This window comes from Microbacterium resistens NBRC 103078 (assembly GCF_001552355.1).
Taxonomy (GTDB): Bacteria; Actinomycetota; Actinomycetes; order Actinomycetales; family Microbacteriaceae; genus Microbacterium; species Microbacterium resistens.
Genome location: NZ_BCRA01000034.1, coordinates 38,826 through 51,788, shown reverse-complemented (window position 1 = coordinate 51,788; position 12,963 = coordinate 38,826). Strand labels below are relative to the sequence as shown.

Sequence of the window (12,963 nt, the reverse complement as noted above, 5' to 3'; positions counted from 1 at the left end):
GCGCCGGCCAGGGCGGCGATACGTCGCCGCAGGCCCTCGCCCCGGTGACCCTGGCGGCCCTTCCGCGCACCGGGGTCGCCTCGCTGGAACGGGATGCTCTGACCGGTGCGCTGCAGTACGGCCATCAGGTGGACCATGAGCTTCTCCAGCGCGCGCTGAGCGCTCCGTTCGAGATCCCCGCGCTCGACGCCGTCCGCGAGGCGGTCGCCGCGGCCGGGGACCGCTCTCGTCCCGGGTGGGTCATCGCGGCGGTCGACGCGGTGCGGGAGCCGTACCGGAGTCTTGCCGGCGAGCTCCTGATGCGGGCGTTCCCGGCTCGGGACGAGGCAGGCGCGGTGGCGTCGACGACGGATCTCGCGCGCCGGCTGATCCAGCGGCACCTCGACCGCGAGAAGCACGAGCTGCTGGGCGCGATCCAGCGGGTCCCGCCGGACTCGGACGGCGGGCGCGCCCTGCGCGTGCGCCTCCGGGACATCGACCTCGAACGGCAGCGTTTCGTCGAGTCGTGACGCGTCGACGCCGTCGAACAGGCAGGATGGAGGACATGGCGCGTTTCGAGGGGGACGAGTCGATCGCGATCGACTGCGACGACATCGTGATCGACCGACAGGGACACAGCACGCCCACCCGCGCCGTGGACGGGGTGAGCTTCCGTCTGCAGGCGGGGGAGCTCATGTGCATCGCGGGTGCGACCGGCTCCGGGAAGACGACCCTGGTCGGGGCGCTCGCGGGTTCCACCGACCCCTCGTTGCGGGTGGTCGGCGGAGACGCGCGCGTGTGCGGGATCTCGATCCGTCGCCCCGGGCGTCGGCATCGCGAGCTCACGTACCTCACCGGCTACGTCCCGCAGAACGGCGGGGCGGACCTGAACCCGCAGTTGACCGTTCAGGAGATCATCGCCGAGCCGATCCTTCAGCGGGAGCGTCGCGTGAACACGAAGGCGCTGGCGATCCGGGTGGCGACGCTCCTCGACGAGCTGCACCTGCCGCTCGGCGCGGCGGCGAAGTTCCCCTATGAGCTGAGCGCGGGCATGCGCCAGCGCGTCGCGATCGCCCGGTCCTTCGTGCTGGAGCCGCGCGTCCTGATCGCGGACGAGCCCCTGGCGAACCTGGACCTCGAGGTCCGTCACGTCGTCTTCGACGCCATCTCCCGGCGCCGTGCGGACGAGGGCATGGCTGCGCTCCTGGTCAGCAACGACGCCGCCTTCGCCCGGGAACTGGGCGCCGAGACCCTGATGATCCGGGAGGGTCACGTGGTCGCGCGGGGCGCCGGTGCCGATCTCGTCTGGACGCCGGGGACGGAGCCGGACCGGGCATCGTCGCGGTGAGCAGGACGCCGCGCGGACGACACGCGCGAGGCGCGGCCCGGTTCGGGAGCACGACGCGGATCCTGCTATGATCGATGAGTTGTCCGCGCAGCGGTGAACATTCCCCTGTAGCTCAATTGGCAGAGCAGCCGGCTGTTAACCGGCAGGTTGTTGGTTCGAGTCCAACCGGGGGAGCCAGCAGAAGGCGCCTCGTCCCGTTCGGGACGAGGCGCCTTTCGCCTGTCGCAGAGAAGGTCACAGGGCGACGCCCCGCTCCCGCGCGGATGCGAGACTCGAGGGATGACGGATTCCTTCGAGGCCTTGATCGAGATCGGCGACACGGCCGACGTCTCGGGATGGGACTTCTCCTGGCTCGAGGGTCGTGCGAGCGAGGAGCGGCCGCCGTGGGGATATGCCCGGCTCCTCGCCGAACGCCTGACGAAGGCGACGGCATCGCTCGACATCCAGACCGGCGGCGGGGAGGTTCTCGCGGAGGCCGGCGTCTTTCCGCCGGTCGCCGTCGCGACGGAGTCCTGGCCGCCGAACGTCGCTCGGGCATCGCGTCTGCTGCACCCTCGTGGGGTGGTCGTCGTCGCTGATCCGGACGAGCCGCCGCTGCCGTTCGCGGATGAGGCGTTCGACCTGGTGACCAGCCGGCATCCGGCGACGATCTGGTGGGACGAGATCGCCCGGGTTCTCCGGCCGGGCGGGACCTATCTCGCGCAGCATGTGGGGCCGGCGAGCGTGTTCGAGCTCATCGAGTTCTTCCTCGGGCCCCAGCCCGAGGGGCGGCGCCACCGGCGTCCGGAAGACGAGGCGGCGGACGCGGAGTCCGCCGGGCTGCAGATCACCGATCTGAGGACGGCGACCCTGCGCATCGAGATCCACGATGTCGCGGCGGTCGTCTACCTGCTGAGAAAGGTCGTCTGGTGGGTTCCGGGGTTCTCCGTCGAGCGGTTCCGCCCTCGGCTGCGCGAGCTCCATGACCTCCTTCGCCGAGAGGGCCCGTTCGTCGCGCACGCGACGCGCCATCTCATCGAGGCCCGGAAGCCCCGGCGATGACGGACGACTCGGTCTCCGGCCTCGATCTGGCCCGACGGTTCTACGCCGAGGCGGTCGAGCCTCTCGTCGATGTGCCGCACGCCGCGGCCCTCCTGGGGGAGGGATCCGAGGTGCTCGGCTTCGACACCCTGCGTTCCCGGGACCATGAATGGGGGCCGAGAGTTCAGATCCTCGTGGCGGACGAGCACGTCTCGTCGGTCGACGGTCGGATGCGGGACCTGCCCGCCGAGTTCGCCGGGTTCCCGACTCGCTGGTTCTCGTTGTCCGCGGGCACCGTGACCCACCACGTCGAGGTGGTCACCGTCGACGACTGGGTGGTCCGCACCGTCGGGTTCGACCCGAGACGCGGCATGGATGCGGCCGACTGGCTCGGCGTGCCCCAGCAGCGGTTGCTCCATGCGACCGCCGGGGAGGTCTTCCGGGACGACGACGGCGCCCTCACCGACATCCGCGACCTGCTCACGTGGTATCCGGACGATGTCTGGGCCTGGATGATGCTCACGACCTGGCACTTGATCGGTGCGGCCGAGCCGCTGCGCGGGCGGTGCATCGAGACGGGCGACGTGATCGGATCGCGTCTGCTGACCGCGAGGCTCTGTCGCCTGGCCATGGAGCTCGTGTTCCTGCAGGAGCGCGCGTACTGGCCCTACGACAAGTGGTTCGGGGCGGCCTTCGCCCGTCTCCTTCCCGCCGCCCAGCTCGCACCGCTTCTCGATCGCGCTCTCACCGCGCACGGGCAGGAGGCGGCGACGGCTGCGCTTCACGAGCTGTTCACCCGACTCGGGGAGCGGCAGAGCCGCCTGTCCTTGGGGTCCCCGGTGCGACCCCGCCTCGCGCCGTTCGACGTCGGCATCAACGGCGCGATCCGTCCGTATCTCACGATCAACGCGGGCGAGTTCGTGGAGAGCCTCCGCGGGAGCATCTCGGACCCGTCATTGCGCGCGCTCGTCCCGGTGGGGTCCCTCGATCAGCTCACGCACGCCGATGATGCCGTCGTCACGCACACCGACTGGCCGGCTCGGCTCTCTCGCGAGTATCGCGACGCCCTGACGGGGGAGACCTGACCCGAGGCGCGCCCCGCAGCCGTTGACCGTGCGCCTCAACGGAGATCCCGGCGCAGCGGCGCGATGACCGCGATCCCCGCGGCCCCCAACGCGTAGGCGACGAGGACGCCGGCGCCGGCCATGGGGGGAAGCAACGGAGCCGGCCCCAGAGACGTCTCGGCCGCGATCGCGTCGGTCAGGAAGGTGAACCGCGTGAGGGACGCGGTGGCGCCGCCGGGCAGGAACGGGTACAGGACGTTGACGCCCGGGATGACCATCAGGATGTACTCGACCAGATAGAAGTATCCCAGGACGATGCCCATGGCGACGAGGGTATGCCGGGCCAGTGCCCCGACCGCGACTCCGATCAGCATGTAGGCGGCCGCAGCGAGGGCGAGCTGGGTGAGGATCGTCACGAGCGGTCCCGTCGGCATTCCAAGGCGCACGCCCCGCAGTTGCGCCGCCCCGACGAGGACGAGTCCCGCCGTCACCGACGCGGTCACGCCGTACAGGAGGCCGAGGCCGGTGTAGACGACGAGCTTCGCGGCCAGGACCCGGCCACGGCGCGGGATCATCAGGAACGTCGTGGCGATGGTGCGATGACGGTACTCGGCGGTCACGGCGAGAGTGCCGATCAGCGCCGGGACGAACAGCAGCACGCCGCCGAGGCCGAGGAGGAGAGCAGCCCCTTCCGTCGTGTCCAGACCGGGCATCGGCGGCGAGGCGTTCTCCGGGCCGATGAGCGCGAGGAGTCCGGGGAGCACCCCGCCGACGCCCATCGCGGCCAGGACGGTCCAGAGAGGCAGGTGTGTCGCCGCAAGCCGAGCGATCTCTCCGCGCACGGCGTTCACGCGGCGACCTCCGCCCCGGTCAGGCGGAGGAACGCGCTCTCGAGCGTTTCACCGTCGGACACCAGATCCGCGATCGGCCCCGACCAGGCGACCGCGCCCTGGTCGAGGAGGACGACGTCATCCGCGCTCTGCTGGACCTCCCCGAGCAGGTGGCTGGAGACGAGCACGGTCCCCCCACGTGCGGCGAAGTCGCGCAGGACGCCGCGCAGCCATGCGACCCCGGCCGGATCGAGGCCGTTGGCCGGTTCGTCCAGCACGAGGGCCTCGGGCTCTCCGAGGAGAGCGGCGGCCAGCGCGAGCCGCTGCCGCATGCCGGTGGAGAAGCCGCCGACACGCCGGTCGGCGTACTGTTCGGCGCCGACCGCGCCGAGCACCGCATCGACGCGGGCGCGAGGCAGTCCGCCGAGCGCGCACAGCGTCCGCAGGTGTGCCCGAGCGGTCATCCGGGGGTGGGCGCCGGCGATGTCGAGGACCGCCCCGACGGTGCGAGCGGGCGCGACGAGGTCGCGATACGTGTATCCCGAGATCGTGGCGGCCCCGGCATCCGGGCGAATGAGGCCGAGGAGCATGCGGAGGGTCGTCGACTTCCCGGCGCCGTTGGGGCCGAGGAACCCGGTGACGCGCCCAGGGCGGGCGACGAAGCCGACGTCTGCCACGGCGACGACGTCGCCGAAGGACTTACGCAGCCCGACGAGGCGGATCTCGGTGCTCACCGGTCGCTCCCTTCACGGATCGATCGGGCGAGGGCGTCGGCGTCCGGGGTGCTCACGAGCAGCTCGTCGAATCCCGTCTCGGCACGGTCGAGCAGGATCCGCAGCAGAGGCAGACCCCGCTTCATCGACACCAGCCGCCGCACTCCGGACGGATGGGTGAAGACGCCGAGCTTCCGGAACCCCGACACCACGAGACCGGAACGCATGCCGAGGATCTCGGAGGTCCAGCCGGGCGCTGCCGCGGCGTCCCGGACGACGTCGTTCGATGCGGTGAACGACGCCCGGCCGGCCATCGCGGACTCCCACCCCGGGAACAGCACCCGAACGGCGCGTCCCGTGTACTCCACCTCGGTCATGATCCGTTCCCTTCGTAGAATCGATGCAGTGTCGAGAACATTATCATGCTGATAATAATGGAGGTCGCGACGTGACGGAAGCAACCCCGATCGCCGATGTCGTGCTGCATCCGGTGCGGCTGCGGATCGTGCAGCAGCTGGGCGGACGACAGCTCACGACGGCCCAGCTGCGCGCCGCGCTGCCGGATGTGACGCAGGCCACGCTGTACCGCCATGTGGCGACGCTGGTGGAGGCGGGCATCCTCGTCGTCGTGGACGAACGGAAGGTGCGCGGTGCGGTCGAACGCACGCTGGCGCTGGGCGAGCGGATGGCCCACGTGGACCGGGAGGAGCTGCGTCAGGTGGACGAGGCTGTGCTGAGGACAGCGTTCCTCACCTTCCTCGGCGAGATGTCGGCGGACTTCGATCGGTTCCTCGCCGCGGATCCCGGTCTCCGAGACTTCTCGGGTTTCGGACGGACGGTGCTGTACGTCGACGAGGATGACCTCGCCCGCATCCAGGCAGGCCTGGCCGAACTCCTGTCGCCCTACTTCGAGGCGCGATCGGGTCGGCGCCGGGTCACGCTCTCGACGGTGCTGACGCCCGATCCTGGCGCGACGGTCGAGCTCCGGTAGGCGGTCGGAGCGCTGGCTCTCCGTCATCCGACGCGCGCGATCGACGACGGATGCGCCGCGTGCACCTGTCAGAGGACGGGGAACCCGTGCGGCTCCCCGGTGCACGGGGCGAGCCAGGTGAAGGCGTGTTGGCAGCCCGCTTCTGTCGCGCGGACTGGTGAGCGTACCCGATAGACGACGTAGGCGTCCGCCGCCAGAGGCTCATCGACGCCCATACTGACCAGGGTCGAATCCGGGTCCTCAGGAGAGGGCAGAGCACACCGAGTCGGTTGATGCGCCGGCGGGTCGCCGCTCGGCGTAGTCCACCACAGGCTCGTCGCGTAATCGTCCTTCCCGCCGGCCCCGATGTCTGGGGAGAGAACGTCGAAGAGCGTCTCCGCGCAGGTGGGGGTGCCGGCGGTGTGGCCGCCGAGACGAGCCGCGACCTCGGCGGCGTCGCCGGCTCCGGGGGCGAGCGGGTAGATCTCGTAGGCCACGAGCGCGCACTCCTGCCAGTAGAACATGATCAGATCCTGCTCGCCGTCTCCATCGCTGTACCGCGGCGTGAGCCAGCACGACACTGCGGTCCAGGAACGCGCCGGCGCGCCCAGCACTCGGATCGGGCCGCGGATCTGGGACTGCCGCGACAGCAGCCCCGCTTGCTCCTGCGCGAGTTCGTCGACCAGTCGATGGGCGTTGTTCGTGTTGATGACCCGCAGAATCGGGTCGGGCGCGAATGCGATGACGGCCAGCAGCGCGAACACGCTGATGGTGCCGACGATCCGGCGACGACGCGGGGACCACGGCGCAGACGGAATGCGATCCGGTGTCCCGGTGTCGGTCGCTGGCGACGCGGTCGGAGGATACATGTCGTCTCCCTTCTCCCGGAAGCGGACCACGGCCCCATGCGGGTGCCCTCCCGTTCCTTCCACCGTGCACCGTCGTCGGTCCTCCCGATCACAGGACCGCCCCGACGCGGGCGCGCGGAGCCGATCCCGAAGTTCCGGGGAGAACCGCGTCCGGGAGCCATTGCGCGCGGGGACGGCACTCGGCTACGGTGCGGACCATGACCCCTGCCCCCGTCGTTCGTCTTCGTGCCCGCACCGACGAGGACCTCGACGCGCTCTACGAGATCGCGTCGGATCTGGACACCTGGGAGGAGCGCAACCCGGGCCGGCCCGTGACCGTGACGCGCGAGGCCTGGCGGTCGCGTCTCGCCGAGCGCGAGGCCGAGCCCGGCGGCAACGTCAGCTTCGTGATCGACGAGGCGGGCCAGGCCGTCGGGACGATCGGGCTCTTCGACTTCGACGGGCTCTCCGGGCATGCGGAGGTGGGGATCGCGCTCACGCCGTCGGCACGAGGGCGCGGGATCGGCACGGAGGCCATCGCGCAGATCCTCGAGTTCGCGTTCGTGCGCTGCAACCTGCACCGGGTGCACCTGGAGGTGATCGGGTCGAACGCGCCGGCGATCCGCGCCTACGAGAAGTCGGGGTTCGTCGTGGAAGGTCGCCAGCGTGAGCACGCGTGGGTCCGCGGCGCGTACACGGACATCGTGCGCATGGGGATTCTCCGCGCGGAGTGGTTCGCGCGCCGGACCGACGGCTCCGGCGCCCGGACGGCGTGATCGACAAGAGCCCCGAGGATCCCGTCCCGCGCGAGCTTGCCGCCGCGGGAGGTCGTCTGGTCCCCGCGCGCTGAGCCCGGGGGCGCCGTATCCTGGTTCCGGCGAACGGAGGAGCGCGGTGCGGGCGGACGAGACCGGGAGCGCCCGCAGGACGGAGCTCCGCGAGGACCGAGGCTACTACGCGGGTCTGCGAGGCGTCCGCCATGCCGGCCGTCGCGGGATGCTCGCCGTCGCGGTCGTCCTCGCCGCGTACTTCGCGCTGGCCGGAGCCGGATCCGCTCTCGTGATCCCCACCGTGGAATCGGCGGGATTCCCGGGGGCGCGCACACCGCTGTCCCTGCTGATGATCGCCCTCATGCTCCCCGTCGTCTGGGGGACGCAGCGTCTCGTCTTCGGCGTGCCCGGGCGGTGGCTGCACTCCGTCTCCGGGCGTTTTCGGGCACGGCTCGCGCGGACGGCGGCGCTGGTCACGGTCCCCGCGTTCGGCATCGTGATCGGCACGGACTGGCTGATGGAGGGCGCACCCGCGTTCGCGCCGATCGCGCCCTCGTCCCTGCTCGCCCTCCTCTTGGGGATCCTTGTCGCGCCGTTCCAGGCGGCGGCCGAGGAGTACATGTTCCGCGGACTGATCGGCCGGTCGGTCGCGACCTGGTTCCATCCCGCCTTCGTCGGAACCGCGATGAGCATGGTCGTCACCACCATCCTTTTCGCCTCGTTCCACGGCACCGCGGATCCTTGGCGCCTGGCCTTCTACGCGGTGTTCGGCGCGTGCGCATCGCTCATGACGTGGCGCAGCGGCGGCGTGGAGGCCGCGGTCGTGATGCACACCGTGAACAACATCGCCGCTCTCGTCGGGATGATCGGCGACGGCGGCGCACCGGGATCCTCGGATCAGACCGGCCCGGGGTCGCCGCGTCTTCTTGTGGCGATGGCGGCCTGCGCGGTCGTCACGGGCGTGGTCTGGTGGGCCTCCACACGGGCGGCGCGTCGCGGAACGCCGTCTCGGGCCGAGACGACACCGTAAGACGGATGGGTCTCAGCCCTGCGCGGCCCACATCGCGATCGCGGAGGCGATCGCCAGGGCGAGGGCGACGACGAGGGTGATCCGCGGGATCGCCTTTCGCGCTCGGGGCGAGCGGCGCCCGACGAGCAGGGCTGTGACGGACGCCGCGAGCAGGAGCAGGCCTCCCTGGAGCGCGGCGAGGATCGCGACGTTCTGGGTCGTGGCGCCCGCGCCGATCGTGGGCAGCGCCAGAAGCATGAGGAGGACCGGAGCGACGACGATGACTCCGAGGGAGAGCGACCAGGCACGGCTCGTCCCGTCCTCGGCGCCATCGTCGTGGGGGTGAACGGCGGCCATCACACCGCAGACACGGCCATGGTCGCTCCCAGGCCCACCGTCCCCGCCGCGCCGACGACGGACAGGGCGGCGAACCAGCCCTGCCCCGTCATCATCACCGCGAGCAGCCCGCCGACGGCGACGAGGGCGAACGCTCCGAAGGCGATCCACCAGATGATCCCGCGTCGATCGGCTGCCTGCATGCTGTCCTCCTGGATAACCCACGGCGCCGCCGGGGAGACGGCCCTCACCCTGGTTGTTGCCGGATGAGAGGGTGGGGTTACATCGGATTCCGGATGTAACCTTCCGGGCCGATCCGGCAACAACCAGAAGTGTGGGGTTCGAGATCACGGGTTCACGCCTTCCGCGGCCGGCGTCGGCGGCGGTCGCGCGTGCGTTCGAGGATCTGTTCCGGGCCTACCATGCCGTGATCGTGACGGCGGGCTTCAACCGCCTCGGCGATCTCGGGGCGGCCGAGGACGCCGCCGCAGAGGTGTTCACGGCCGCGTGGCGGCGGCGGAGCGAGCACGAGACCGTGTTCACTCTGCCGTGGCTGTACACGACGCTGCGGAACGTGACCGGGAGCGAGTACCGCCGCCGGGGGAGGGCGTCGCGTCGCTATCAGCGACTGGCGGCGGAGGCTCCCGGTCATCCGACCGTCCTCATCGACGACGACGCCATCGCCGTGCGCCAGGCGGTGGCCCGGATGCGCTCCGACGACCGCGAGGTCATCTGGATGGCGTACTGGGAGGAACTGAGCCGCGAGGAGATGGCGGAGATCCTCGGGTGCTCCGTCGCCGCCGTGAAGGTGCGGCTGCACCGGGCGCGAGAGCGGCTGCGACGGCGGCTCGGCACTGACGAGACGGCGGGCGAGGGGCCCGTCGAGGAGCGGAAGGGGGTGCACGATGGACGATGACGAGCTGACGCGGCGTCTTCGCGCGGCACGCCCCGAGACGCCCCGCCGCAACGCTCCGCCGTCCGTCGCGGCCGAGCGCGTCCTGCGACGGATCGTCGCGGACCCCACGGAGCACCGGGGCGCCGCACGCGGCCGGGTCCCCGCGCGTGGTCGGGTCGGCGGGCCCGTCTGGTTCGCGGCGGCCTCTGTGCTGATCCTGGTCGCCGTCGCCGTCCTGGGAGGGATATCGCTGCTGCGGCCGCCGGCCGCGGTCGCCGCCACTCCCGCCCTGCTCGTGGCGGAGCCCGTCCCCGGAACCGCAAGGGAGAACCTGATGAGCATCAGCGAATCGGTCCGTGCCGACGGCATCGGAGCGAGCGACGTCGTCCGCTTCCAGACCTGGGCGCTCTCGTTCGACCCGGAGTCGGGCGAGCCTCCCTCCCAGATCTTCCCCGAAGAGCATCTGATCCGCCGGTCGGCCGATGGGGCGGTCGAGATCGAGGTCCGCGCAGGGACGCCGACCGCCGCCGACGGCACCGCGGTGCCGGATCCCACGCCCGCGCCCGGCGCCGTCCTGTGGACCGACACCCGGCCGGCGGGAGAGGGAGCGGGCTTCTTCGGCGATGTTCCGGGCTCCGCGGCGGAGATGGCGGAGTTCTTCCGGGCCAGCGGCGTGCTCGTCGGCGAGAGCAGCGGGGAGTACTTCTCGGCCGTGCGCCTCCTCCTCTCGGAACGCACCCTCGACGCCGAACAGCAGGCGGCGCTCGTCGAGTTCCTCGCCACGCTCCCGGATGTCGCGGTCGACGGGAGCGTGACGGACCGTCTCGGACGCCGAGGCGTCTCCGTCAGCACGGACTCTCGTGCCCCGGGGGAGTATCGGGATACCCTGGTGCTCAGCGCCGCTCAGGGTGTTCTCGCATACGAGGCGACCTACATCGGCTCCTCGCGCACGGACATCCCCTCCCCGGCGGTGATCGAATACGTGGCCTGGAGATGACCGAACGCCGGGCGGCCCGAACGGAAGGTCCCGGGTATGCATCGGTTGCGGTCTCTGCTCACCGTCGCGGCGGCTGCGCTGCTCGTCGTCGGCGGACTGTTCGCCCCCATGGCGGCACAAGCGTCCTCGGACGACCTGCAGGAACGAGTGGATCAGGTCTTGGCCGCCTATCCGGGCGGCGAGCAGACCGGTCCCGGGGAGATCACGTGGGACGATGGCGCGGTCGTGCTGACGCTTCTCCCGGGGACGGCGGACTCGGCGTTCGCGCGGGGAGTGGGCTCGTGCGCCGACGGGACGTTCTGCGCCTTCAGCGGCTCCTCGCTCTCCGGCGCCCGGATCTCCTTCACCAGCTGTTCGGGGGCCAACTCCGTCGCTCCGCTGGGGAGCCCCGTCCGCAGCATCGCGAACGCCCGCTCCTCCGGTGTGGTCGTCGCCTACAACGGCTCGTCGGCGGTCGCCTCCGTCGGAGCCGGCGCCTGGACCAACACCTCCGCGACGATCACGCGCCTGGGCTGCTGACCGCGTCCCTTTCACGACCGTCCAGGGCGAGCGACATCGCCGCCTCCACATGGATGGCCGTCGTCGGGAAGACCGGGACGGGGGCGTCCTCGGCCCGGATGAGGAGCTCGATCTCGGTGCATCCCAGGAGGATCCCCTCCGCCCCCTCCCGGACCAGGCGATCGATCACGACCTGGAACCGCCGTCGGGACTCCTCGCGCACCACACCGTGCACCAGTTCGGCGTAGATCACGTCGTGGACGACGGCGCGTTCGCCGGCGCTCGGCACGATGGCGGCGATGCCGTGCCGGGCGAGGCGATCGCGATAGAAGGACTGCTCCATCGTGAATGCTGTGCCGAGCAGGCCCACCGTGCGGAGCCCGGCCGCGGCCACCGCAGCCGCGGCGGCGTCCGCGATGTGCAGGAACGGAATCGCGACCGCCTCCTCGATCCGGTCGGCGACGAGGTGCATCGTATTCGTGCAGAGCACGAGGAGGTCGGCCCCGGCGGCTTCGAGTCGGCGGGCCCGCTCCGCGAGCAGATCCCCGGCAGCCTCCCAGTCACCCCGGGACTGGAGGGCCTCGACCTCGGCGAAATCGACGGAGTCCAGGACGATCCGCGCCGAGTGATGTCCGCCGAGCTCCCGCCGGACGAGTTCGTTCGCCAGGCGGTACCACTCCGCTGACGACTCCCAGCTCATCCCGCCCAGCACGCCCACCGTCTTCATGTCGCCCACGCTACCGTCCTGCGCCCTCCTGACGCCGGTCGCTATCGTCGAGTCATGACCGCGCACGACGCCGCCGGTGCCGAGGATCCGCGCCTGATCGAGATCGCCGTCGAGCTCTATACCGCCCCGCCTGGAGAGTTCGTCGCACGACGCAACTCCCTGGCGCAGGAGGACGGGGAGCGCGACCGCGCCGCGAGGATCCGGGCCTTGAGGAAGCCGTCCGTCGCGGCGTGGGCGGTGAACGTCTTCGCCACGGAGCGCGCGGACCGGCTCGCCACCGCGCTGGAGCTGGCGGCCGAGCTGCGAGAGGCGCAGGAGGACCTCGACGCCAGGTCGCTCGCGGAGCTGGGAAGACAGCGCCGCGCGCTGACGACCCAGCTCGCGCGCGAGGCCGCCGCGCTCGCCACCGCGCGAGGGGAGCGGGTGACGGAGTCCACCGTCGAGGCGGTGCGCCAGACGATCGCCGCGGCGTTCTTCGATCCGCAGGCCGCCATGGCGGTGGCGTCCGGTCGACTCGTCCGGGAGCTCGAGGCCTCCTCGGGAACCCCGGTCGACCCCGCGTCGGTCGTCGGAGGCGGCGCGCCGTCTGTGATCACCGCGGCCGCGGAGGGCCCGCCGACCGACGAGCTCCGCGCACGCCGGGAGCGCAAGGCGGCCGAGCGGGAGGTCCGTGAGGCGGAACAGGAGCTGCAGCGGGCACAGCGCACGCAGGACCGAGCGGAACGGGACCACGCCGAGGCCGTGACCCGGACGGAGCGGCTGACGGCCCGGGCTGCGGAGCTGGAGCAGGAGTTGGCCCGCGTCCGTGCCGACATCGAGGCGAACGCCGCCGCGGTGGAGGGGGTGAGCGCGGAACGCGCGTCCGCCGCGGAACGGGTGGCGCAGGCGCAGGACCGCCTCGACGCGGCACGGTCCGCGCTGCCGGAGCAGTAGTCGCCGGCCGGCGACAGGCCGGAGCA

General features: G+C 71.6%; 17 protein-coding genes, 1 tRNA gene and 1 pseudogene. 12 read left to right on the top strand and 7 right to left on the bottom strand.

The window, feature by feature from the left end:
• The 5 genes and pseudogenes from MR1_RS20030 to MR1_RS07510 form a co-directional block, all read left to right on the top strand.
• Positions 1 to 509 (top strand): annotated as a pseudogene (locus tag MR1_RS20030) (DNA primase); the annotation flags it as partial.
• Between the two features lie 35 nt (positions 510 to 544).
• A complete protein-coding gene (locus MR1_RS07525; RefSeq protein WP_067244611.1) occupies positions 545 to 1,327 on the top strand; it encodes an ATP-binding cassette domain-containing protein in 783 nt (260 codons plus the stop codon).
• 101 nt (positions 1,328 to 1,428) lie between these two features.
• Positions 1,429 to 1,504: transfer RNA gene (locus MR1_RS07520), tRNA-Asn, on the top strand.
• Positions 1,505 to 1,606: 102 nt separating this feature from the next.
• The gene (locus tag MR1_RS07515; protein WP_067244608.1) at positions 1,607 to 2,368 is read left to right on the top strand and encodes a class I SAM-dependent methyltransferase; all 762 of its coding nucleotides are present in this window, start codon (positions 1,607 to 1,609) and stop codon (positions 2,366 to 2,368) included.
• A complete protein-coding gene (locus MR1_RS07510; protein ID WP_067244606.1) occupies positions 2,365 to 3,432 on the top strand; it encodes a DUF4037 domain-containing protein in 1,068 nt (355 codons plus the stop codon). Before MR1_RS07515 ends, MR1_RS07510 begins: the two co-directional genes overlap by 4 nt.
• 35 nt (positions 3,433 to 3,467) lie before the next feature.
• On the opposite strand, the gene MR1_RS07505 is transcribed toward MR1_RS07510, so the two are convergent.
• The 3 genes from MR1_RS07505 to MR1_RS07495 are packed head-to-tail and all read right to left on the bottom strand — an operon-like array spanning position 3,468 to position 5,331.
• Positions 3,468 to 4,262: an ABC transporter permease gene (locus MR1_RS07505; protein WP_067244604.1), complete on the bottom strand. Its 795-nt coding sequence runs from the start codon at positions 4,260 to 4,262 to the stop codon at positions 3,468 to 3,470.
• Positions 4,259 to 4,975, bottom strand: a complete 717-nt coding sequence (locus MR1_RS07500) for an ABC transporter ATP-binding protein (RefSeq protein WP_067244602.1) — start codon at positions 4,973 to 4,975, stop codon at positions 4,259 to 4,261. Before MR1_RS07500 ends, MR1_RS07505 begins: the two co-directional genes overlap by 4 nt.
• A complete protein-coding gene (locus tag MR1_RS07495) occupies positions 4,972 to 5,331 on the bottom strand; it encodes a hypothetical protein (RefSeq protein ID WP_067244600.1) in 360 nt (119 codons plus the stop codon). Before MR1_RS07495 ends, MR1_RS07500 begins: the two co-directional genes overlap by 4 nt.
• A 71-nt stretch (positions 5,332 to 5,402) precedes the next feature.
• On the opposite strand from MR1_RS07495, the gene MR1_RS07490 reads away from it, so the two are divergent.
• Positions 5,403 to 5,945 (top strand): helix-turn-helix domain-containing protein, encoded by a 543-nt coding sequence (locus tag MR1_RS07490; protein ID WP_067244598.1) that lies wholly within the window; start codon positions 5,403 to 5,405, stop codon positions 5,943 to 5,945.
• 68 nt (positions 5,946 to 6,013) lie between these two features.
• Here MR1_RS07490 and MR1_RS07485 read toward each other — a convergent pair whose 3' ends face one another.
• On the bottom strand, positions 6,014 to 6,688 hold the full coding sequence (locus tag MR1_RS07485) for a hypothetical protein (RefSeq protein WP_217996197.1): 675 nt from the start codon (positions 6,686 to 6,688) through the stop codon (positions 6,014 to 6,016).
• Positions 6,689 to 6,990: 302 nt separating this feature from the next.
• Between MR1_RS07485 and MR1_RS07480 the strand changes: the two genes are divergently transcribed.
• Together MR1_RS07480 and MR1_RS07475 are read left to right on the top strand one after the other, a co-directional pair.
• Positions 6,991 to 7,548: a GNAT family N-acetyltransferase gene (locus MR1_RS07480; RefSeq protein ID WP_067244596.1), complete on the top strand. Its 558-nt coding sequence runs from the start codon at positions 6,991 to 6,993 to the stop codon at positions 7,546 to 7,548.
• Between the two features lie 118 nt (positions 7,549 to 7,666).
• Entirely contained in the window at positions 7,667 to 8,572 is a 906-nt protein-coding gene (locus MR1_RS07475; RefSeq protein ID WP_067244594.1) for a CPBP family intramembrane glutamic endopeptidase, read from the top strand.
• A 12-nt stretch (positions 8,573 to 8,584) separates the two neighbouring features.
• Here MR1_RS07475 and MR1_RS07470 read toward each other — a convergent pair whose 3' ends face one another.
• Both MR1_RS07470 and MR1_RS07465 read right to left on the bottom strand, forming a co-directional pair.
• Positions 8,585 to 8,908, bottom strand: coding sequence for a hypothetical protein (locus MR1_RS07470; protein WP_067244592.1), 324 nt, complete (start codon positions 8,906 to 8,908; stop codon positions 8,585 to 8,587).
• A complete protein-coding gene (locus tag MR1_RS07465; RefSeq protein ID WP_067244590.1) occupies positions 8,908 to 9,090 on the bottom strand; it encodes a hypothetical protein in 183 nt (60 codons plus the stop codon). The genes MR1_RS07470 and MR1_RS07465 overlap by 1 nt, the downstream gene beginning before the upstream one ends.
• A gap of 71 nt (positions 9,091 to 9,161) precedes the next feature.
• Here MR1_RS07465 and MR1_RS07460 point away from each other — a divergent pair, with 71 nt between their 5' ends.
• The 3 genes from MR1_RS07460 to MR1_RS07450 are packed head-to-tail and all read left to right on the top strand — an operon-like array spanning position 9,162 to position 11,298.
• A complete protein-coding gene (locus MR1_RS07460) occupies positions 9,162 to 9,803 on the top strand; it encodes an RNA polymerase sigma factor (protein ID WP_306304924.1) in 642 nt (213 codons plus the stop codon).
• Positions 9,793 to 10,779, top strand: coding sequence for a hypothetical protein (locus MR1_RS07455; RefSeq protein WP_067244586.1), 987 nt, complete (start codon positions 9,793 to 9,795; stop codon positions 10,777 to 10,779). Before MR1_RS07460 ends, MR1_RS07455 begins: the two co-directional genes overlap by 11 nt.
• Before the next feature lie 36 nt (positions 10,780 to 10,815).
• A complete protein-coding gene (locus tag MR1_RS07450) occupies positions 10,816 to 11,298 on the top strand; it encodes a hypothetical protein (protein ID WP_067244584.1) in 483 nt (160 codons plus the stop codon).
• Here MR1_RS07450 and MR1_RS07445 read toward each other — a convergent pair.
• Positions 11,279 to 12,004, bottom strand: coding sequence for an aspartate/glutamate racemase family protein (locus MR1_RS07445; protein ID WP_067244581.1), 726 nt, complete (start codon positions 12,002 to 12,004; stop codon positions 11,279 to 11,281). The genes MR1_RS07450 and MR1_RS07445 overlap by 20 nt on opposite strands.
• Before the next feature lie 54 nt (positions 12,005 to 12,058).
• Here MR1_RS07445 and MR1_RS07440 point away from each other — a divergent pair, with 54 nt between their 5' ends.
• Complete coding sequence (locus MR1_RS07440) at positions 12,059 to 12,937, top strand: serine/threonine-protein kinase (RefSeq protein ID WP_067244579.1); 879 nt, start codon at positions 12,059 to 12,061, stop codon at positions 12,935 to 12,937.
• Positions 12,938 to 12,963: the final 26 nt, after the last annotated feature.

What these genes read in the sequence shown, in the direction of transcription:
- MR1_RS07525 (WP_067244611.1), top strand. Translation starts at nt 545, where the DNA reads ATGGCGCGTTTCGAGGGGGACGAGTCGATCGCGATCGACTGCGACGAC.
- MR1_RS07515 (WP_067244608.1), top strand. Translation starts at nt 1,607, where the DNA reads ATGACGGATTCCTTCGAGGCCTTGATCGAGATCGGCGACACGGCCGAC.
- MR1_RS07510 (WP_067244606.1), top strand. Translation starts at nt 2,365, where the DNA reads ATGACGGACGACTCGGTCTCCGGCCTCGATCTGGCCCGACGGTTCTAC.
- MR1_RS07495 (WP_067244600.1), bottom strand. Translation starts at nt 5,331, where the DNA reads ATGACCGAGGTGGAGTACACGGGACGCGCCGTTCGGGTGCTGTTCCCG.
- MR1_RS07480 (WP_067244596.1), top strand. Translation starts at nt 6,991, where the DNA reads ATGACCCCTGCCCCCGTCGTTCGTCTTCGTGCCCGCACCGACGAGGAC.
- MR1_RS07470 (WP_067244592.1), bottom strand. Translation starts at nt 8,908, where the DNA reads ATGGCCGCCGTTCACCCCCACGACGATGGCGCCGAGGACGGGACGAGC.
- MR1_RS07465 (WP_067244590.1), bottom strand. Translation starts at nt 9,090, where the DNA reads ATGCAGGCAGCCGATCGACGCGGGATCATCTGGTGGATCGCCTTCGGA.
- MR1_RS07455 (WP_067244586.1), top strand. Translation starts at nt 9,793, where the DNA reads ATGGACGATGACGAGCTGACGCGGCGTCTTCGCGCGGCACGCCCCGAG.
- MR1_RS07450 (WP_067244584.1), top strand. Translation starts at nt 10,816, where the DNA reads ATGCATCGGTTGCGGTCTCTGCTCACCGTCGCGGCGGCTGCGCTGCTC.
- MR1_RS07445 (WP_067244581.1), bottom strand. Translation starts at nt 12,004, where the DNA reads ATGAAGACGGTGGGCGTGCTGGGCGGGATGAGCTGGGAGTCGTCAGCG.
- MR1_RS07440 (WP_067244579.1), top strand. Translation starts at nt 12,059, where the DNA reads ATGACCGCGCACGACGCCGCCGGTGCCGAGGATCCGCGCCTGATCGAG.